The following is a 17,850-nucleotide window of genomic DNA, read 5'->3' on the forward strand; positions in this document are numbered from 1 at the left end:
TTCCGGCGCCTAGAGAGCGGCGGCCCGACGGGGCGGTCTCCTACCATGCAACCCGCGTCACCCCGGGCTTGTCCCGGGGGAACGGCGTCTCGCGCCGCCGGGGCGAGGGCCGCTTTTGGGCCGGAACAAGTCCGGCCCGACGGGTTGCGCCGGGTCGTTCAAGGCCGACGCGCCGGGCTCTAGGGCTCCCGGCTCAGCCCGCGCTCCTCGAGGTCGCTCAAATACTTCGCCCAGCGCTCCTCATGCTCCAGGCCAAGCTGGTAGAGATATTTCCAGCTGAAGATGCCGGTGTCGTGCAGATCGTCGAAGCTGATGCGCACCGCGTAATTGCCGACCGGCTCCAGGCTCATGATCCCGACATGGCGGCGGCCCGGGACCAACTGCTTCTGACTGGGGCTGTGGCCCTGCACTTCGGCGGACGGGCTTTCGACCCGCAGATACTCCGCCGGCAGCACGAAATGCGCGCCGTCGTCGAAGGTCACGTGAAGCGCCTTTTCGGCCTTCTTGTAGCTGATCTCGCTCGGCCAATGCCGGGTCGAGAAGCGATCCTCCGCCGGCTCGTCCCGTTCCGCGTCGCTCATCGCCACCACCCTGTCGACAACGTTTCATGTCAGAGACTTGAGCGTCGTTCTCCACAAGCCGCCGCAAGCGCTTCAGCCGAAACGCCAAGCGCTTCAAGCGGTCTCTCAAGCCCCGGCGTCCGTGATAGCGCGGCGCCGGGTTCCCGCCAAGGGCGTTCGCGCGCCGGCGCGTCCGCTTGACCGGCCGGCCCGCGGCGGCGATAAGGCTGCGGCCCCGACCTGGGCGCCGCTTTCACGGCCCGCGCAACCGACCTCTCACGGGAGTCCACATCCCATGACCGCCAAGAGCTATCCGCCCGCCCCGTCCAAACGGGTGTTCTCCGGCATCCAGCCGACCGGCAATCTGACGCTCGGCAACTATCTCGGCGCGATCCGCAACTGGGCGCCGCTGCAGCGCGACTACGAGTGCCTCTACTGCATCGTCGACCTGCATGCGATCACCCTCTTTCAGGAGCCGGCGGCGCTGCATGACGCGACCCGGCAGGTGGCGGCCGCGCTGATCGCCTGCGGCATCGATCCGGACGAGCACGTTCTCTTCAACCAGTCGCTGAACCCGGATCACGCAGAGCTCGCCTGGTACTTCAACTGCGTGGCGCGCATGGGCTGGCTCAGCCGGATGACCCAGTTCAAGGAGAAGGCGGGCAAGGACCGCGAGCGCGCGTCGGCCGGCCTCTTCGTCTACCCCAATCTGATGGCGGCCGACATCCTGGCCTATCGCGCCGGGCACGTGCCGGTGGGCGAGGATCAGAAGCAGCATCTCGAGCTCGCCAACGACATCGGCGAGAAGTTCAACCACGATTGGGCGGTCCCCGGCTTCTTTCCCGAGATCGAGCCCTTGATCCTGGGCGAGGCGACGCGGGTCATGTCGCTGCGCGACGGGACCAAGAAGATGTCGAAATCCGACCCGTCGGACATGAGCCGCATCAACCTGACCGACGACGCCGACGCCATCGCCCAGAAGATCCGCAAGGCGAAGACCGATCCGAAGCCTCTGCCGGAAAGCGCCGAGGGCTTCGAAGATCGCCCCGAGGCGCGCAATCTGGTCACCATCTACGCCGCCCTGACCGAGCGCACGACGGCCCAGGTGTTGGGTGAGGTCGGCGGCGCCGGCTTCGGCGATTTCAAGAAGAAGCTGGCCGATGCGGCGGTCGCCCACCTCTCCCCCATCACCTCTGAGATGAACCGGCTGCTGGCCGACCCGGCCGAGATCGACCGCACGCTCTTCAAGGGCGGCGACAAGGCGCGCGCGATGAGCGCCCCGGTCGTCGCCTCGGTGCGCGACATTCTCGGTTTCGTGCATCCGGGGTAAGACGGCCTCCCGCGGCCCGACGGCGCCGCGCCGTCGGTTCGAAAAGAATTCCACGCGCGGCGTGAACCGACACCCGCCCCCGTGCGTACTGTCATGCAAGCGTTTCCCCGGACGGCGCGCGGCCGTTCGGTCGGGTCGAACGGCGCGCCGATGAACGCGCGCCGAGAAAAAAGTCTTTTGGGATCGGATTGGGAAAGAGGACATCGACACGCCATGACCGCCGACGCATTGACCGGCCTGCGCCGGGTTCAGGACGCCCTCGCCGAACAGCGGGTCGAAGTCGAAATGCTGCGCCGCCAGACGGCGCAGTTGAAGGAAGAGACCGAGGCGCTGCGCGCCAATCTCCTGCGCTACGCCGGCGCTTGGACGCCCGTGCGCCGCGGTCTGACGCGGATCGGCGAGACCTGCCGCGACACGGAGCGTCGCATGGACGCCTTTCTGACGAGCGAGCGCGTCAAGGCGTAAGTCGGGCGGCTCACCTGCTCGGCGGCGCGCCCGATCGCGCGCCGGCGCCGGCGGCTTCGCCCTCGGTCTCCACCAGCAAGGCCCGGATCTCCTGGGCGAAGGTCGCGAGCGGGACGGCGCTGTTGATGCGGCGGCCGTCCGACAGCGAGACGTCGGCCGCGCTGTTCAGCGCCACGACTTGCGGTCCCGCCTGTCCCCGCAGGATCAGCGGCGCGCCTGAATCGCCGAAGATGATGGCGCAACTGTGCGCGAGCAGGGGCGGCGCGGACGCGCCGACGCTCAAAAAACTCTCGAACCGGCAATCGGGGTCGATCGACAGCGCGTGCTGCCGGTCGCGCGGATAGCCGGTCAGGGCGAAGCGATTCGCGTCCATCAACGCCTGGCCTTCCGCCGTCTTGGGGATCTCCCGCCAGCCCAGATAGCCCGTCTCGCGGCCGATCGGTCGCTCCAAGACGATAAGCGCCCAATCGTGCGGCAGATTCGAAGGATCCGACCAGCGCGCCCCGTCGAAGCCCGGCGCGACGACATAGCGCGCCGCCTTGGCGTGCGCGACCATCTCGCCGCGCTGATAACCCGCCAGAAAATGGACGTATTCCGGGGCGACCCAGCGCTCGTTGGCCCGAAAATACAGGCAATGGGCGGCCGTCACCACCAGCCGTTCGCCGATCAGCGCGCCGGTGCAATGCCCGCGCCGGCTGACGGCCACATTGACGCGACCGACGGCGCTCCAAGGATAGGCGGCGGCGTCCACCAGAGCGCGGTGGCGCGTGGAGGCCTCCTCGCCGCCGGCCGGCCGCACGAGACCGACGACGGCGAGGGTCATCAGCGCCGCCGCGGCGAGCATGCCTGCGCCTCGTCGCCTCGGTCGTCCGGTCACCGGCATCTCGCCTCCCCTCCGCGCCCGTCGCGGCCCCCTTGGTCCGCCCCCTTGGTCCGCCTTGCACCGTGGCACGCGCGAGCGCGCCGCGGAAGAGGCGTCGCGTCGGGTCTCACCCGAAGATCGCCCGCACATCGATGGTAGAGATGTCGAAGGCGGGGTCGAGCGCGCGCACCTCGACCCGCAAGCCCAGACTCTCCACGCCGGCCTGCGCCGCCTGGCGCGCGAAATCCGCCTGCAGCAGATCGCCGGCGGACTCCCGCCGATCGACCACCGCCTCGTTCACCGACCCGTCGGCGAAGATCTCGCGCACGGTGACGCGCAGGAAGCCCGCCTCGATCGCCGAGAGCGCGTCGCTCACCCCCTCGTCGTTCACGCCGGAGAGCGCGAGATCGATCGAGGTGAAGCTGACGCCGCTTTCGGTGAAGAAGGTGAAATCACGGATCGCCTCGTCGCGCAGCTCGCGGCGATCCTGGGGGGCCAGGTTGGAACTGAGCGCGACGGTCTGGAAATCTCCGCGCTCGTCGGGCGAGAAGCCGGGTCCGTCGCGAATCTCGATGATCGAGAGGTAATCCAGCGCCCGCTTGTTGACGTCGGCCTCGAAGAAGCTGCTCGCCAGCTCGGCCTCGCTTAGTCGGGTTCCGTTCGCGATCGCCGTTCCGCCGGAATCGACCAGGCGTCCCGACGTCTCGGCCAGCGTTCCGTCCTCCTGAAGCGCCCCGTTCAGGGCGACGACGAAGGTGCGCTGCGGGCCGCCCCCGGCGGTCTGCGTTCCCGTCAGGATAAGATCGGAGAGGGCGACCTGCGCCCCTTCCGTCAGCGCGACGCGCCCGTCGAACTGGGTCGTGAGCGAGGCGTCGGCGGCCAGACCCGCATAGGCCGCGCCGAAGACGGCGCCCTCGGACGGACGGCGGTCGAAGTCGCCCAGCACGGCGTCGGGGTTGCGCGCGGCGCCGGGCGAAATCTCCGCCGGCTCGGCCTCGACCTCCTGGGCGGGCGCGTCCGCGTTTTGCTGACCGGTTTCCCGCAAACTCGCGAAATCGAGGCTGGAAAGGAAAGCGCCGGCGGCGTTGCGCGGGCCGGAATCGCTGTCGATCAGAGCCTGCTCGATCTCCTGCTTGAGGGCGTCGACCTCTTGCTGCAGACCGTCGATGCGCCGACCGACCGCCTCGGCGGCCAGCAGCAGGACGTTGCGGGCCTCGATCTGCAGCGGGCGAGAGATCAGCGCCGGGAGATCGGCGCTCAGGCCCGGCTGCACCAACGGCTTTGAATCGCCCGCGATTCCCTGCAGCCCGGCCGGCTCGACCACCGCCGAGCGCAGCGCGCGCGACAGCGGGTCCGCCGCGCCGGCGCCGTTGGCGGCCAGCGTGGAGAAAAGGCTGCCGGCATTGAAGATCGTGACGTCCGCCATGCGCCGCTCACGCCCGTTCCGCCGATCCCCGGGACCGGTCCGCGGACCAGTCTAGCGCGGCGTCGGAAGGCTGGGGAGTCGGATGATCGGCGCGCGCCGCCGTCAGACCAGGGCGGAGGCGTCCAGGAAGGCGCCGGCGATCTGGTCCGCCGTCGCCTGATCGCGGCCCGCCCCTTCGATGAGCGCGGCGAAATCCTGGCTCGCGACGCTCAACGGGAAGCCCGGCGTCGCCTCGGCGGCCGGTGCGGGAACCGCGGCGGCGCGCAAGCTCAAGGGCTCGAACAGTTGCGCGGCGGCGGGCGCGCCGACGGGCTCGGCCGCAAAGGGCGGCAGGTCGGCGGCGACGGCCGGCGGCGGCGCGCGCAGGGACGACAAGGCCTCGGCCAGCGGGGCCTGAGGCCCCTGGGCGGCGGCGCGTAAGGTTTGCAGCAGGTCGGGGCGCGCCCCGATATCGGCGATTGCATCAGCCATAGAGTTTATCTGGGCGCCGACAGCCGCGGCGTGAAGGGGCCGGGGGCGCGCGTTTCGTGCGTCAGCCCGCGGCGATCACCTGGGCGGCGAGGGCGCAGCCGCTCGCCCAGGCGTCCTCCGCCCGGCCGGCGCCGTCGGCGTCGGGCGGCGCCCAATCGCCGGCGAAGCCGGCGCGCGCGTCGGCGTCGTAGACGGGGGCGACGAACGAGACCGCGCGGGCGTAGCGCCAGCGATGGCCGCGGTGATAGGTGGGCTCCGGCCAGGAGGAGCCGCCCAGGGCCTCGCCCGACAAGTCCCGGAAGCGCCGCCAGAGCGCGTATTTGGAGACGTCGGCGTCGGCGTCAAGACGGGCCGCCGACCAGTCGGCCGTCCCATGCAGCGTCAGGCAGGTCGTCCCCTCCGGTCCGCCCGGCTTCGCGCCGTTGACGGCCGCCCAGCGCAGCACGCCCTCCGGATCGTCAACGAAGAAGGCGTCGGCCGGCAGCTCGATCCGTCGATCGAGGCCGATCATCGCGGCGATGCAGGGCTCGTAGGCGGCGCCTTCGGTCTTGGCCGCCAGGTCCGGCGCGGCGGCGAGCAGCGCCCTGCTCTGCGCCGCCGGGGCGGTGGTCAGGAAGATGTCGGCCGCGCCGAAATCGCCTAGATCCCAGCCGCCCCCTTCATTCTGAGCCGCCATCCGGGCGGGCGGCGCGACCTCCGCCTCCAGCGCGAGGTCGAGATCGAAGGCGAGCTGTCCTGCAATCTGCGTCATGCCGGGGACGCCGACATAGCGGGGCGGCGACTCGCGCTCGGGCTCCAACCCGTCGGGCGACAGCGTCGCGAAGCGGGCGTCCCAGCGCGCCGCCGACCCGCGCGCGACCAGACCCTCGAGCGCGGCGCGCAAGTCCTCGCCCCGCGCGGTGAGGTATTGCGCCCCGTGATCGAAGCGCCAGGGCGCGTCCTCGCCCATCAGCGAGGGCGCGCCGCCTGACGTGCGGGTCGCCAGCCGACCGCCCGGCTTTCGCCCCTTGTCGGCGATCCGCACCCGATAGCCGGCCGCATCCAAGGCGAGCCCGCAGGCGACGCCGGCGAGGCCGGCGCCGACGATCAGCACGCTGGGTCCGTCGCGCTCCGCCATCGGCTCGACGCCGGCCCGCGCCTCAGTCCCTCAGGCGCCCCACGCGCTCCAGGCTGGCCGGCATGGCGTGGTCGTAGGTCTCCGTCACGTGGGCGACGATTCGGCGGACCTCGTCGCGGCCGAGCGCGTCCATCAGTTCGCACGGCGCCTTGCCGAAGCGCAGCGCTAGCGCCGCGCCCATGTCGATGTCGGCGGCCGAGGCCACATCCTCGTCCAACTCCTGCAGCACGGGGAAGAAGACGGCGGCGCGCAGGCGGTCCGCGATCTTTTGATCGGCCGCCTCGTCGCCGCTCGCGTCCTCGCCGATCTCGAACTCGTAGTCGCTGTCGCCGCGGGTCTTCAGCGTGTCGGCGATGGCGTAGAAGGCGCCGTGGGGCCCGAGATTGTTCTGGGCGTGATACATGATCTTCGGCTTGACCAGGTTCATCACCATGAAGGGGCCGGCGGCGACCTCCATGCACTCCCGCGCGACGCGGTCGATCTGGGCCGGCGTTCCGACGCCCTCGTCCATCAGCCGCACCGCCTCGTTGCCGTAGGGCACGAAGAAGCGGTTGATGGCGAAGCCGTAGTGATCCTTGCAGGCGATCGGCTTTTTGCCCGTCTTGCGGCAGAATTCCAGCGCCCGGTCGAACAGCGCGGGATCGGTCTTTTCGCCGCGCACCACCTCCACGATCGGGTTGATCGCGGCTGGATTGAAGTAATGCAGGCCGAGGAACCGGCTCGTGTCCTTGTAGGCCTCCGCCAACTCCGAGACCTTGAGGGCCGAGGTGTTGGTGGCCAGCACGGCGCTGTCCGGCAGGATGGCGTTGAGCTTCTTGTAGAGCGTCTCCTTGACCGAGAACTCCTCGAACACCGCCTCGATCACCAGATCGCAGTCGGCGACGGCCTGGAAGTCGGTCGCGCCCTCGACCTTGGCGACGGCGGCGGCCGCGTCGTCGGCGCTCATCTTCCCTTTCTCGGCGGCGCGGTCGTAGAATTTCTTGACCGCGCCCATGCCGCGCTCCAACGCCGCGTCGGTCATGTCGACCAGCGTCACGTCGACGCCCTGGCCCGCGAGGCTGGTGGCGATGCCCGAGCCCATGGTGCCCGCGCCGATGATTCCGACCTTTTGGAAGCTCATGCTCTCGTCTCTCCTGATCGACTAGCGTTCATTGCGTGAACGAGGGCGTTCGCCCCCGAAATCCGCTGCGGACAATAAGGACGTGGTCCGGCCTTGTCGAGAAGCGGCGGCCGAAAGGCCGCAGCCGCGCTGACGCCCCGCGCGCGGCGGGCGCGGGGGCCGCCTCAAATCTCCGTCACGCCCTTTGTGGTCGAATATTCGAAATGCAGCGCCTCGCCCGGGTAGACCAGGGGATAGATCGCATGCGCCGCCTGGGCCGCGTCGGAGAAGCCTTGCAGGATCAGCTTCAGCTTGCCGGGATAGGCCGCCACGTCGCCGATCGCGAAGACGCCGTCCATCGGCGTCTGACAGCTGGCCGGGTCGACCGGGATGGTGTTTTTCTCGACCGGAAAGCCCCACTCGGCGATCGGCCCCAGCTTGGCGGCCAGCCCGAAGAAGGGCAGCAGCACGTCGGCCTCCAGCCGGCGCTCCCCGCCGTCGAGATCCTTCACCACGACCGCGTCCAGATCGCCGTTGACGCCCTCGAGGCCCGCCAGCTGATAGGGGACCACCATCTCCAGCTTGCCGGTCTTCTCCCAGGCGCGCATGCGCTCGACCGATTCCGGCGCGGCGCGGAACTTGTCGCGGCGATGGACGACATAGACCTTCTCCGCCACCTCCGGCAGCGACATGGCCCAATCGACGGCGCTGTCGCCGCCGCCGGCGATGACGATGCGCTTGCCCCGGAAATCGTCGCGCCGCTTGACCATGTAGAAAACGCCCGTCCCCTCATAGGTCTCCAGCCCCTCCAGCGGCGGCTTGTTCGGCCCGAAGGCGCCGCCGCCGGCGGCGATCACGACCGCTTTGCAGGCGATCGCCGCCCCGGCCGAGGTTTCGACCAGCCAGCCGCCCTCGGGCCGGCGGGTCAGGCCGGTCACCTGCTGTTTGAGATGATAGGTCGGATGGAAGGGGGCGGCCTGCTCCTCCAGCCGCTCGATCAGCTCGCCGCCGGCGATCCGCGGATGGGCCGGGATGTCGAAGATCGGCTTCTCGGGGTAGAGCGCGGTGCACTGGCCGCCGATCTCCTCCAGCGAATCGACGACCGCCGCCTTGATCTTCAGCATCCCCAGCTCGAAGACGGCGAACAGGCCGACCGGGCCGGCCCCGATGATGACGACGTCTGTCTCTTGGCGGGCGCCCTCTTGGCGGGTGGCGGTCATGGGGCCGGATCTCTCCTCGGTTCGGGTGGCGGAAATCGGGCGCGAAGCGCTTGGGTCGCGCGGGCGGCGATGATAGAAAAGCGCCGCAGCCCGGGCGTCAAGCCGGGCCGCGACCCCCGATGTCCGGTTTGCGGCCCCCTTGGTCGCGACCGACGCCCGGCCCGCCGCCGCTTGCAAGAGCCGTCTCGCATGACCGACGCCGCCCTTTCTCCGCCGATCGAGATCGCGCTGCCCGATCTGGCCGCGACGCGCGCGTTGGGCGCGCGGCTCGGCCGGGCGTTGCGGCCCGGCGACGCGGTTCTGCTGACGGGCGACCTGGGGGCGGGGAAAAGCGAACTCGCCCGCGCCGCCTTGCGCGCCGCCTTGGGCGATCCGGAGTTGGCGGTCCCAAGCCCGACATTCACATTGGTTCAGAGCTATGACGCGCCCGGGGGGTTTGAGATCCTGCATGTCGACCTCTACCGAATCGAGGATCCCGAAGAGGCGGTGGAGCTGGATTTGGAGGAGGCGTTCGCGGACGGCGCCTGCCTCGTCGAATGGCCGGATCGTCTGGGCGCGCGGCGCCCGGCCGACTCGCTCTCCTTGACCCTGACGATGGGCGAAGGGGAGGCGGACGGCCCCCGGCGACTGAGCGTCGTGCAGGCGGGGCCGTCCTGGCGGGATCGGCTGGCGGAGGTTTTCGGATGAGCCGGCCGCTCGCCGCAGACGCCGGGCGCGACGCCGAGATCGACGCCTTCATCGCTCGCGCCGGCTGGGGCGGGGCGACGCGTGCGCCGCTGGCCGACGACGCGTCTTTTCGCCGCTACGAACGGCTGCGTCTCGACGATCGGCGGGCCGTGCTGATGGACGCGCCGCCCGGCCGTGAGGACGTGCGCCCCTTCGTCGCGGTCGACCGGCTGCTGCGCCGGCGGGGGTTGAGCGCGCCGGAAATCCTCGCAGAGGATCTCGAGGCGGGGTTCCTGCTGCTGGAGGATTTCGGCGACGCGACCATGACCCGCCTGTTGGCGCGCGGAGAGGACGAGGGCGCGCTCTACCGCCTCGCGACGGACGCGCTGATCCATCTGCACCGGCGCTTCTCCCCGCGCGAAGCCGACGCGTCCGGCCTGCCGATCTATGACGAGGCGCTGTACCTCACGGAGGCCGCGCTGTTCACCGACTGGTGGTGGCCGGCCGTCTTCGACGCGCCCTGCCCGCCCGACGTGCGGCTGGAGTATCTGGGTCAGGTCGCCAACGCCCTGCAAGCGACGGCGGGCGCGCCGCGCACGCTGGTGTTGCGCGACTATCATGTCGACAACATCCTGCGCCTCGACGGGCGAGAAGGCGTCGCGGCCTGCGGCCTGTTGGATTTTCAGGACGCGGTCGTCGGGCCGGCGGCCTACGATCTGGTCTCGCTGTTCGAGGACGCGCGGCGCGACGTCGATTCCGGCGTCGCCCAGGCCGAGATGCGCCGCTACTTCGAGGCCTTTCCGACGCTGGATCCAGCCGCCTTCGCCGCCGCCTATTCGGCGCTCGGCGCGCAGCGCGCGTTGAAGGTGATCGGTATTTTCACCCGGCTCGACCGGCGCGACGGCAAATCGCAGTATTTACGTCACATCGATCGGGTATGGCGGTGGCTGGAGACCGATCTGGCGCACCCGCAGCTGGCCGGCCTGCGGGCTTTCCTGGATCGAACGGTCCCGCCGGCTCGCCGCACCGCGCCGAACCGCTCCCCGGGCGCCGGCGTTCCCACCCTTTAGGACGAGAGATTGCGCACGCCATGAGCGTTCCCCCCCCAATCGACGCCGCGATGCTGCTGGCCGCCGGCTTCGGCACGCGCATGCGCCCGCTGACGGACGACCGGCCGAAGCCGCTGATCGAGGTCTGCGGCAAGCCGCTGATCGACTGGGCGGCGGAGCGGCTCCGCGCCGGCGGGGTCTCGCGTCTCGTCGTCAACGCGCATTATCTGGCGGACCGGATCGCCGAGCACTTCGCCGACGCCGACGACGTGAGGCTGTCGCCCGAACCGGAGATCTTGGAGACCGGCGGCGGGGTGAAACAGGCCTTGCCGTTGCTGACCGAGGGCCGCGGCGCGGCGCCTTTCTTCGTCGTCAACGCGGACGCGTTATGGCTCGACGGTCAAAACCCGGCGGTGGACCGGCTGAAGGCGGCTTGGAACGACGCGGCGATGGATGCGCTTTTGTTGCTGCACCCGACGGTCGCGGCGGACGATTATCACGGGGCCGGGGATTATCATCTGGACCCGGACGGGCGCGCCCGACGCCGGGAAGAGGGCGAAATCGCCCCCTTCCTGTTCGCAGGCGTCCAGATCCTGTCGCCGCGACTGTTTGCGGACGCGCCCGACGGCGCATTCTCGCTTAACCGCCTTTACGACAGGGCGCAGGAGGACGGGCGTCTCGCCGCCCTCGTCCATGACGGGGAATGGTATCACGTCGGCACGCCGGACGCGCTGGCCGCGACTGAAGAGGTGATCGCGCGCGGCCACACCAAGACCAACACGCGCTAGCCGACGCGGCCGGCTTACGCCTCCATAAGCAGGTCGGAAGGGCTGTCCGCGCTGTCTTCCAGCGTCTTGCGAAGCTTGCCGAGCGCGCGGTGCTCGAGCTGACGCACCCGCTCCTTGCTGACGCCCAGCTCGCGGCCGAGCTCCTCCAAGGTCGCGCCTTCCTCCACCAGCCGCCGTCGGCGGATGATGGTCTGCTCGCGCGGGCTCAACTGCCCGATCGCCTCGGCCAGCCAGCGCGAGCGGGTCTCGCTGTCGCGCAGGCCTGAGACGACCTCTTCCGGGCTCGCCCGATCGTCGCGCAGGAAGTCCAGCCAATTGCCGTCCGACTCCTCACCCACCGGCGCGTTCAGCGACTGGTCGGAGGCGGCGAGGCGGTTCTCCATCGCCTCCACGTCGCGCAGATTGACCTTGAGCTCGTCCGCGATCGACTGACGCTGGGCCGGCGTCATCTGGGTCGAGGAGGCCTCGGCGATCTTGGCGCGCAGGCGTCGCAGATTGAAGAACAGCGATTTCTGGGCCGCCGTGGTTCCGGTGCGCACGATCGACCAGTTGCGTAGCACATAGTCCTGCATCGCCGAGCGAATCCACCAGCTGGCGTAGGTCGAGAACCGGATGTCGCGCTCCGGCTCGAAACGCGCGGCGGCCTGCATCAAACCGACCGAGCCTTCCTGCACCAGATCGCCGACCGGCAGCCCGTAATTGCGGAACTTCGAGGCCATCGACACGACGAGGCGGGTGTAGGACGACACCATCTCGTGCAACGCCTTTTCGTCGCCCTGTTCGCGCCAACGACGAGCCAGTTCCATCTCTTTCTCGCGGCTCAGCAGCGGCTGGCGCATGGAGGACTTGATGAAGCGGAGATTGGCGCGCTGCGTTTCGGGATCGTCGATGTAGCCCATGATGCTGCTTCCCTTCCGTTCGCCGGCGGTCGAGAGATGTCGCCGCAGTTTTGCCAAGCATTACGCAAGGCGGCGGGCGGCGGATCACCGGGCGATCCGAAGGCGACGCGCGGTCCGGAAGCCTTTTCGAACGTGCAGACGGCGCGGTCGGCGCAGAGGGCGCGGTACGGTCCCGGCGCCTCTGCCGGCGGCGGGCGGCGGCCGGTCGGCCCGGATGAAAGCGCGCGCGGCGACCGCGCGGGCGCCCGTCAGACGGTGAAGCGCTTCTCCAGCACGCCCTCTGGCGTAAGGCGCACGGCCGTCAACGGACCGCCGCGCCCGGCGCCGGCGTCGATCGAGAGCGTCACCGCCGCGTCCACCACGCCGCGCTGGTCGGGATCGAAGCCGCGCACGATGCGCGAGAAAACCCCGTAGGGTCGCTCGATCGCCTCGAAGCTGCGCGCGGCCCACCAGAAGGCGTCGGCCTGACGGTCGACCGGCTTTTCGACGTCGAGACCGGCGTGCACGAACAGCGTCGCGTCGGCCGCCGCCGCGGCCGCCGGATCGCCGTCCGGGTCCTGGCTGGGCGGGGTGGCGGCGGCGCGCGAGAGGTCGCGCATCAGCGCGTCCCAGCCCGGGATCGCCCGCAGCCGGTCGCGCAGGCGGTTGCACCAATAGGTCAGCGCCAGCGTCCCCTCCCGGGCGACCCGGCGCGCCTCGCCCAGGTCGGCGCCGAAGGCGGCCAGCGCCTCGCCCATGCCGCGTTCGGCCATGAAATCAAGAATCGCCGCCGGATCGGGGGCGAACTGCAGCTGCATCAGCTTGCCCCACATCTCCTCCTGCGCGCCGCGCAGATAGACGACGTCGAGCGGGTCCATATAAGGCGGGAAGGAGAGGAACCAGCGCCGGAAGCGGATCAGCTCGTCCAGCACCTCGCGCCCGTCCGGCCCGTAGCCGAAATAATTGCCGAGATAGACGATGCGGTCGCCGACATCGAGCTCTTCGGCCATGCGGTCGTGCAGCGCGGCCAGACGCTCCGCCTCGCCGTGGATGCAGGCGACGGCCCAGACCCGCTCGGCGGCGCGCAACGGGATGATGGTGCGGCTATCCGGCATGATCGACCCGGCCGACCTCGACGACGGTGAAGACGGACGGCGGACGCCGCCCCTCGGACGCCCTCTTTATCACCCATGGGGCGGGGTGGGTAGTCTTACGCGAGGCGCCGCCGCCGGCCCGGCCGCGCCTCAGGCCGCCGCCTCGTCCTGCAGGACGGGACGCACCGCCTCCATCAGGGCGCTCAGGCTTTCCTCGACGCTCTGGCCCGTGGTGTCGACGCTGGCGTCGGCGCGGCGATAACTGGGCTCGCGCGCGGCGAGGATGGCCTTCAGATCGTCCATCGCCTCGTCGTTGCGCGCCATCGGGCGCAGATCGCCCTGCTCGATCACGCGCGTCATGTGCTCCTCGGGGCTCGCCTTGATCCAGACGGTCCAGCAATGCTCCAACAAATAGCCGAAGGTGCCGCTCTCGGACACCAGGCCGCCGCCGGTGGAGATCACCGCGCGCTCATGCTGCGCCACGACGCTTTCCAGCGCGCGGCGCTCGTAGCGTCGAAAGGCGGGCTGGCCGCTGAGCGCCAGGATCTCCCCGATGCTGCCGCCGTAGTCCTGCTCCACCAACCGGTTCAACTCGACGAACGGCAAGGTCAGCCGCTCGGCCAGCAGCCGACCCAGCGTCGATTTGCCCGCGCCGCGCAAGCCGATCAGCGAAATCCGCTTGCGGCTCGTCGCGCCCGCGCCGCCGCCGGCTAGGTGGCGTTCGATCAGGCTTTCGATCATCGGCAGGCGCGCCGGATCGACCCCCGACAGCAGATCGACCAGCGGGGCGAGCGCCGGACTCGCCGCGCCGGGTCCGGCGACAAGATCGGCCAGCGGGTAATCGACCGCCCGCGCGATCTGGCGTAAGACCGCGACGGACGGATTGCCCGCGCCGCTTTCCAGCTGCGCCAGATAGCGCTCCGAGACCCCGGAATCCCGGGCCAGGATGCGCCGCGCCATGCCGCGTTTGGCGCGGGCGTCGCGAACCCGCGCCCCCAAAGCCGCCAAATACGCGGAGAGTTCGGGATCGTCGTCGTCTTTGGTGCGCCGCTCGGTCATCGCGGTCCTGCAGTATGGTTCTTTTCTCTCCGGGAAGTATGCACTATATTGCCGGCCTCCGAAAGATGCGCCGGTCCGGCACAGGCGGGGCGCGCGGGCAGCGACGGGCGACATCGCCCGAATGACGGAGACGGTATCGGGATGGCGGAGCAGATCAAGATCCTCGTCGGCACCATGACCGGCACGGCGGAACTGGTGGCGGACGAAATCGCCGAGGTCCTCACCGACAAGGGCGTGGAGGCCGAGATCGAATTGATGGACGACCTTGATTCGAGCGTCTTCGCCGACGGCGGCGCTTTCATCATCTGCACCTCCACCTACGGCCAGGGCGACGTGCCGGACAACGCGCACAGCTTCCTGGAATCGCTAAAAAGCGACGCCCCCGACTTGTCCGAGGTGCGCTACGGCGTCTTCGCCCTGGGCGACATGACCTACGCCCAGACTTTCTGCTTCGGCGGCAAGCAGTTCGACGAAGAGCTGCAGAAACTGGGCGCCAAACGCGTCGGCGAGATGCTGCAGCACAACGCCGCCGCCGGCAGCCTGCCCGAGGACGACGCCGCCGAGTGGGCCGAGGGTTGGTACGAGCAGTTGACCGAAGCCGCCTGAGCGCGGCCGATCCGCCCCGGCCGAGAGCGATAAGATAAGGGCCGGGCGGCTTTCTTGTGGGGGGCGCAGGATCTCCGCCGGCCGACGGCGGCGAGACCGCGCCCGTGTGGAAGGGAGGACGCCGTCGATGAGCGTCGACGATCTGAAAGCGGCGGTGACGCCGATCACCGAGCATATCGCGGGCAAACCGCTGAATGCGGAGCTGGACGCCGAGCTGAACCGCGTGTTCCCGCCCGGAAGCGCCGCGTTCGAGGCGCTGGCCGCGGCCTGTCGCACCGGCATGGACGAGGGCTGGCTGGGCGAGCGCGAGCATGGCGGCGTCCGCTTCGGCCGTCCGATCAAGCCGGGACCGGAGACCGCCGGCTTTTCGGTCGACGTGGTGCGCTACAAGGATCTGGCCGGCCCGCATCACGGTCATCCGAAAGGCGAGATCGACTTCATCCTGCCGATCGACGAGACCGCCGCGTTCGACGGTCGCGGCGCCGGCTGGCTGGTCTACGAGGCCGGAACCGAGCATCACCCGACGATTTCGGGCGGCGAGGCCATCGTCCTTTATCTGCTGCCCGACGGCGAAATCGCCTTCACAAAGCGCTGACGTCACCGAGCGACCATGCGCGACGGCCGCCCGCCCGATGGATAATGAGGCGGCCCGCGCTTCTTCAGGAGGAAACCCCATGGCGACGACCGCCGCGGCCGGACCGCATCGCACGGACACGGGGGCCGGCGCCCTCTACAACGCCGCCGACGACCTGATCGGCCGCAACCTGAAGGCTGGGCGCGGCGACAAGCCGGCCTTCATCGACAAGAGCGGCCCCCACAGCTACGCCGAGCTCGACGCGCTGAGCGCCCAGGTCGCGAACCTGCTGACGGCCCGCGGCGTCGACGTCGACGACCGCGTGCTGTTGTGCCTGACCGACACGATCGATTTCCCGGCCTGCTTCCTGGGCGCGATCAAGGCGGGGATCGCGCCGATCCCGGTCAACACGCGCCTCACCGCCGGAGACTACGCCTTCATGCTGGCGGACAGCCGGGCGCGCGCGCTGATCGTCTCGGAGGCGCTGCTGCCGCAGTTCCTCGAGCATATCGACGATCACCGCTATCTGGAGACGGTGATCGTCTCCGGCGCGGACGGCGGGGCGTACGAAGCGTTGTCCGACGCGCTCAAGGACCAGCCGACCCAGTTCGAGACCGCGCCGACGCGCGCCGACGACATCTGCTTCTGGCTCTACACCTCCGGGACGACAGGCAAGCCGAAGGGCGCCGTCCATCTGCACGCCCACCTGGCGCGCACCGCCGACCTCTACGCCGTGCCTGTGCTGGGGATCCGGGAAGACGACGTGGTCTTCTCCGCGGCCAAGCTGTTCTTCGCCTACGGGCTGGGCAACGGCCTCACCTTCCCGATGGCGGTGGGGGCGACCGCCGTGCTGTTGGAAGGCCCGCCGGAGGCGAAGGCGGTCGCGGAAATCCTGAAGACCCAAGACGTCACCATCTTCTACGGCGTCCCCACGCTCTACGGCATGCTGCTGGCGAGCGGGGAGCTTCCGGAGGCGGGCGAGCACAAGATGCGCGCGGCGACGTCGGCCGGCGAAGCGCTGCCGAGCGAGCTGTTCCGCCGCTTCAAGGAGAAGACGGGGGTCGAGATCCTGGACGGCCTCGGCTCGACGGAGATGCTGCACATCTTTCTCTCCAACCGGCCGGACGACGTGAAGCCGGGGACCTCCGGCAAGCCTGTGCCGGGCTACGACCTGCGCCTCGTCGACGACGACGGGACGGTGCTGGAGGAGCCGGGGTCGATGGGGATGCTCGAAGTCTCCGGTCCGACCAGCGCGATCATGTACTGGGGCCAGCGCGACAAGAGCCGCGAGACCTTCTGCGGCCCCTGGACGCGCACCGGCGACAAGTACGTGCGCGACGCCGACGGCTATTTCACCCATGCCGGCCGCGCCGACGACATGCTGAAGGTGGGCGGCATCTACGTCTCGCCGGTGGAGGTCGAGAGCGCCCTTCTGCAGCATGAAGCCGTGTTGGAATGCGCCGTGATCGGCCAGCCCGACAAGGACGACCTGATCAAACCCAAGGCCTATATCGTGCTGCGGGAGGAGCTCGCGGCCGACGAGGCGCTCGCCGACGAGATCAAGGCCTTCGTGAAGCAAACCCTCGCCGGCTACAAGTATCCGCGCTGGATCGAATTCACCGCCGAATTGCCGAAGACCGCCACCGGCAAGATCCAGCGCTTCAAGCTGCGCGCCGAGCAGGGGAGCTGAGCCGCCATGGCGCCGGACAGCGCGGGGGGCGCGACGATCGAGCCCTTCTTCGAGGAGATAGAGGGTGTGCGCCTGGAATGCGCGTGGCTTACGCCGAGCGCGGGCGCCGACCCGGCCCGCCCGCCGATCGTGATGCTGCATGAGGGGCTTGGCTCGCTGGCGATGTGGAAAGACTTCCCCGCCGCGCTGGCCGAGGCCGCGGGCGCGCGGGTTCTGGTCTATTCACGCTACGGCTACGGGCGCTCGACCCCGCTCGCAGCCCCCTTCGGCGTCGACTACATGCACCGGGAGGCGCTGGAGACGCTGCCCCGGCTGCTGGATCGGCTTGAGATCGACGCGCCGGTGCTGTTCGGCCATTCCGACGGCGGCTCGATCGCGCTGATTCATGCGGGCGGCGCGGCGCGGCCGGTCGCGGGGATCGTGCTGATGGCGCCGCACGTCTTCGTCGAGGACCTGACCGTCGCGTCGATCGAACAGGCGAAAGAGGTCTTCGAGACCTCCGACCTGGTCGACAAGCTTGGGCGTTATCACGATGATCCGGATCGGACCTTTCGCGGTTGGAACGACATCTGGCTGCACCCGGATTTCCGCGCCTGGAACATCGAAGAGCATCTGCCGCAGGTCGCGGCGCCGGCGCTGGCGATCCAAGGCGCGGACGACGAATACGGCACGCTGGCCCAGATCGACGCGATCGAACGCGGCGTCGCCGCGCCGGTCGAGCGGCTGGTGCTGGAGCGCTGCAAGCACTCGCCCCATCGCGACCGGCGCGACGCGGTGCTGGAGGCGACGGCGGGTTTCGTGGCGGGGCTGTGAGGCGCATCAATCAGACCTCTTGAGCCTTCCTCCTTGAGGGGGGAAGGTTGGACGGGGGCGAGAGATTTCCGCACAGGAACTCG

Annotated in this window: 19 protein-coding genes; 9 read left to right on the forward strand and 10 right to left on the reverse strand. The window is 69.8% G+C overall.

All coding sequences use genetic code 11. The features are described from left to right. Positions 1–179: 179 nt before the first annotated feature. The gene (locus tag RIB45_RS16070; protein ID WP_350051507.1) at positions 180–581 is read right to left on the reverse strand and encodes a gamma-butyrobetaine hydroxylase family protein; all 402 of its coding nucleotides are present in this window, start codon (positions 579–581) and stop codon (positions 180–182) included. A gap of 274 nt (positions 582–855) precedes the next feature. Here RIB45_RS16070 and trpS point away from each other — a divergent pair, with 274 nt between their 5' ends. Both trpS and RIB45_RS16080 read left to right on the forward strand, forming a co-directional pair. Continuing rightward, entirely contained in the window at positions 856–1,890 is a 1,035-nt protein-coding gene (gene trpS, locus RIB45_RS16075) for a tryptophan--tRNA ligase (protein WP_350051508.1), read from the forward strand. A gap of 213 nt (positions 1,891–2,103) precedes the next feature. Continuing rightward, positions 2,104–2,355, forward strand: coding sequence for a hypothetical protein (locus RIB45_RS16080; protein ID WP_350051509.1), 252 nt, complete (start codon positions 2,104–2,106; stop codon positions 2,353–2,355). A 10-nt stretch (positions 2,356–2,365) separates the two neighbouring features. On the opposite strand, the gene RIB45_RS16085 is transcribed toward RIB45_RS16080, so the two are convergent. The 6 genes from RIB45_RS16085 to RIB45_RS16110 all read right to left on the reverse strand — a co-directional run bounded on the left by RIB45_RS16085 (position 2,366) and on the right by RIB45_RS16110 (position 8,550). Further along, entirely contained in the window at positions 2,366–3,199 is an 834-nt protein-coding gene (locus RIB45_RS16085) for a trypsin-like serine peptidase (protein ID WP_350051511.1), read from the reverse strand. Positions 3,200–3,344: 145 nt separating this feature from the next. Beyond that, the gene (locus tag RIB45_RS16090) at positions 3,345–4,643 is read right to left on the reverse strand and encodes a hypothetical protein (RefSeq protein ID WP_350051513.1); all 1,299 of its coding nucleotides are present in this window, start codon (positions 4,641–4,643) and stop codon (positions 3,345–3,347) included. A 102-nt stretch (positions 4,644–4,745) separates the two neighbouring features. Then, positions 4,746–5,114, reverse strand: a complete 369-nt coding sequence (locus RIB45_RS16095) for a hypothetical protein (protein WP_350051515.1) — start codon at positions 5,112–5,114, stop codon at positions 4,746–4,748. A 61-nt stretch (positions 5,115–5,175) separates the two neighbouring features. Further along, on the reverse strand, positions 5,176–6,231 hold the full coding sequence (locus RIB45_RS16100) for an NAD(P)/FAD-dependent oxidoreductase (protein WP_350051516.1): 1,056 nt from the start codon (positions 6,229–6,231) through the stop codon (positions 5,176–5,178). Between the two features lie 22 nt (positions 6,232–6,253). Beyond that, positions 6,254–7,351 carry a 3-hydroxyacyl-CoA dehydrogenase family protein gene (locus RIB45_RS16105; RefSeq protein WP_350051518.1) on the reverse strand — a complete coding sequence of 366 codons (1,098 nt, stop codon included), beginning with the start codon at positions 7,349–7,351 and terminating at the stop codon, positions 6,254–6,256. Between the two features lie 164 nt (positions 7,352–7,515). Next, entirely contained in the window at positions 7,516–8,550 is a 1,035-nt protein-coding gene (locus RIB45_RS16110) for an NAD(P)/FAD-dependent oxidoreductase (RefSeq protein ID WP_350051520.1), read from the reverse strand. 189 nt (positions 8,551–8,739) lie between these two features. Between RIB45_RS16110 and tsaE the strand changes: the two genes are divergently transcribed. Genes tsaE through RIB45_RS16125 form a run of 3 tightly spaced genes read left to right on the forward strand, consistent with a single transcriptional unit; the run spans position 8,740 to position 11,053 of the window. Beyond that, a complete protein-coding gene (gene tsaE / locus RIB45_RS16115; RefSeq protein ID WP_350051522.1) occupies positions 8,740–9,237 on the forward strand; it encodes a tRNA (adenosine(37)-N6)-threonylcarbamoyltransferase complex ATPase subunit type 1 TsaE in 498 nt (165 codons plus the stop codon). After that, entirely contained in the window at positions 9,234–10,286 is a 1,053-nt protein-coding gene (locus RIB45_RS16120) for an aminoglycoside phosphotransferase family protein (protein WP_350051524.1), read from the forward strand. The genes tsaE and RIB45_RS16120 overlap by 4 nt, the downstream gene beginning before the upstream one ends. A gap of 20 nt (positions 10,287–10,306) precedes the next feature. Next, the gene (locus RIB45_RS16125) at positions 10,307–11,053 is read left to right on the forward strand and encodes a nucleotidyltransferase family protein (protein ID WP_350051526.1); all 747 of its coding nucleotides are present in this window, start codon (positions 10,307–10,309) and stop codon (positions 11,051–11,053) included. Between the two features lie 14 nt (positions 11,054–11,067). On the opposite strand, the gene RIB45_RS16130 is transcribed toward RIB45_RS16125, so the two are convergent. The 3 genes from RIB45_RS16130 to RIB45_RS16140 all read right to left on the reverse strand — a co-directional run bounded on the left by RIB45_RS16130 (position 11,068) and on the right by RIB45_RS16140 (position 14,084). Then, positions 11,068–11,952 (reverse strand): RNA polymerase factor sigma-32, encoded by an 885-nt coding sequence (locus RIB45_RS16130; RefSeq protein ID WP_350051527.1) that lies wholly within the window; start codon positions 11,950–11,952, stop codon positions 11,068–11,070. A gap of 248 nt (positions 11,953–12,200) precedes the next feature. Continuing rightward, a complete protein-coding gene (locus RIB45_RS16135) occupies positions 12,201–13,046 on the reverse strand; it encodes a hypothetical protein (RefSeq protein WP_350051529.1) in 846 nt (281 codons plus the stop codon). Positions 13,047–13,175: 129 nt separating this feature from the next. After that, positions 13,176–14,084: a helix-turn-helix transcriptional regulator gene (locus tag RIB45_RS16140; protein WP_350051530.1), complete on the reverse strand. Its 909-nt coding sequence runs from the start codon at positions 14,082–14,084 to the stop codon at positions 13,176–13,178. Between the two features lie 141 nt (positions 14,085–14,225). Here RIB45_RS16140 and RIB45_RS16145 point away from each other — a divergent pair, with 141 nt between their 5' ends. The 4 genes from RIB45_RS16145 (at position 14,226) to RIB45_RS16160 (ending at position 17,767) form a co-directional block, all read left to right on the forward strand. Then, positions 14,226–14,690 carry a flavodoxin domain-containing protein gene (locus tag RIB45_RS16145; protein ID WP_350051531.1) on the forward strand — a complete coding sequence of 155 codons (465 nt, stop codon included), beginning with the start codon at positions 14,226–14,228 and terminating at the stop codon, positions 14,688–14,690. Positions 14,691–14,817: 127 nt separating this feature from the next. Next, positions 14,818–15,285 (forward strand): 4-hydroxylaminobenzoate lyase, encoded by a 468-nt coding sequence (locus RIB45_RS16150; RefSeq protein ID WP_350051532.1) that lies wholly within the window; start codon positions 14,818–14,820, stop codon positions 15,283–15,285. Between the two features lie 79 nt (positions 15,286–15,364). Then, on the forward strand, positions 15,365–16,954 hold the full coding sequence (locus RIB45_RS16155) for a benzoate-CoA ligase family protein (RefSeq protein ID WP_350051533.1): 1,590 nt from the start codon (positions 15,365–15,367) through the stop codon (positions 16,952–16,954). Between the two features lie 6 nt (positions 16,955–16,960). After that, entirely contained in the window at positions 16,961–17,767 is an 807-nt protein-coding gene (locus RIB45_RS16160) for an alpha/beta fold hydrolase (protein WP_350051534.1), read from the forward strand. Positions 17,768–17,850 lie beyond the last annotated feature (83 nt).

This window comes from Marivibrio sp. (assembly GCF_040218065.1).
In the GTDB taxonomy this organism is placed as follows: domain Bacteria; phylum Pseudomonadota; class Alphaproteobacteria; order UBA8366; family Aestuariispiraceae; genus Marivibrio.

Excerpts from the sequence above, each read along its gene's own strand:
- RIB45_RS16070 (WP_350051507.1), bottom strand. The coding sequence starts at position 581 with ATGAGCGACGCGGAACGGGACGAGCCGGCGGAGGATCGCTTCTCGACC.
- trpS (WP_350051508.1), top strand. The coding sequence starts at position 856 with ATGACCGCCAAGAGCTATCCGCCCGCCCCGTCCAAACGGGTGTTCTCC.
- RIB45_RS16080 (WP_350051509.1), top strand. The coding sequence starts at position 2,104 with ATGACCGCCGACGCATTGACCGGCCTGCGCCGGGTTCAGGACGCCCTC.
- RIB45_RS16085 (WP_350051511.1), bottom strand. The coding sequence starts at position 3,199 with ATGCTCGCCGCGGCGGCGCTGATGACCCTCGCCGTCGTCGGTCTCGTG.
- RIB45_RS16090 (WP_350051513.1), bottom strand. The coding sequence starts at position 4,643 with ATGGCGGACGTCACGATCTTCAATGCCGGCAGCCTTTTCTCCACGCTG.
- RIB45_RS16095 (WP_350051515.1), bottom strand. The coding sequence starts at position 5,114 with ATGGCTGATGCAATCGCCGATATCGGGGCGCGCCCCGACCTGCTGCAA.
- RIB45_RS16100 (WP_350051516.1), bottom strand. The coding sequence starts at position 6,231 with ATGGCGGAGCGCGACGGACCCAGCGTGCTGATCGTCGGCGCCGGCCTC.
- RIB45_RS16105 (WP_350051518.1), bottom strand. The coding sequence starts at position 7,351 with ATGAGCTTCCAAAAGGTCGGAATCATCGGCGCGGGCACCATGGGCTCG.
- RIB45_RS16110 (WP_350051520.1), bottom strand. The coding sequence starts at position 8,550 with ATGACCGCCACCCGCCAAGAGGGCGCCCGCCAAGAGACAGACGTCGTC.
- tsaE (WP_350051522.1), top strand. The coding sequence starts at position 8,740 with ATGACCGACGCCGCCCTTTCTCCGCCGATCGAGATCGCGCTGCCCGAT.
- RIB45_RS16120 (WP_350051524.1), top strand. The coding sequence starts at position 9,234 with ATGAGCCGGCCGCTCGCCGCAGACGCCGGGCGCGACGCCGAGATCGAC.
- RIB45_RS16125 (WP_350051526.1), top strand. The coding sequence starts at position 10,307 with ATGAGCGTTCCCCCCCCAATCGACGCCGCGATGCTGCTGGCCGCCGGC.
- RIB45_RS16130 (WP_350051527.1), bottom strand. The coding sequence starts at position 11,952 with ATGGGCTACATCGACGATCCCGAAACGCAGCGCGCCAATCTCCGCTTC.
- RIB45_RS16135 (WP_350051529.1), bottom strand. The coding sequence starts at position 13,046 with ATGCCGGATAGCCGCACCATCATCCCGTTGCGCGCCGCCGAGCGGGTC.
- RIB45_RS16140 (WP_350051530.1), bottom strand. The coding sequence starts at position 14,084 with ATGACCGAGCGGCGCACCAAAGACGACGACGATCCCGAACTCTCCGCG.
- RIB45_RS16145 (WP_350051531.1), top strand. The coding sequence starts at position 14,226 with ATGGCGGAGCAGATCAAGATCCTCGTCGGCACCATGACCGGCACGGCG.
- RIB45_RS16150 (WP_350051532.1), top strand. The coding sequence starts at position 14,818 with ATGAGCGTCGACGATCTGAAAGCGGCGGTGACGCCGATCACCGAGCAT.
- RIB45_RS16155 (WP_350051533.1), top strand. The coding sequence starts at position 15,365 with ATGGCGACGACCGCCGCGGCCGGACCGCATCGCACGGACACGGGGGCC.
- RIB45_RS16160 (WP_350051534.1), top strand. The coding sequence starts at position 16,961 with ATGGCGCCGGACAGCGCGGGGGGCGCGACGATCGAGCCCTTCTTCGAG.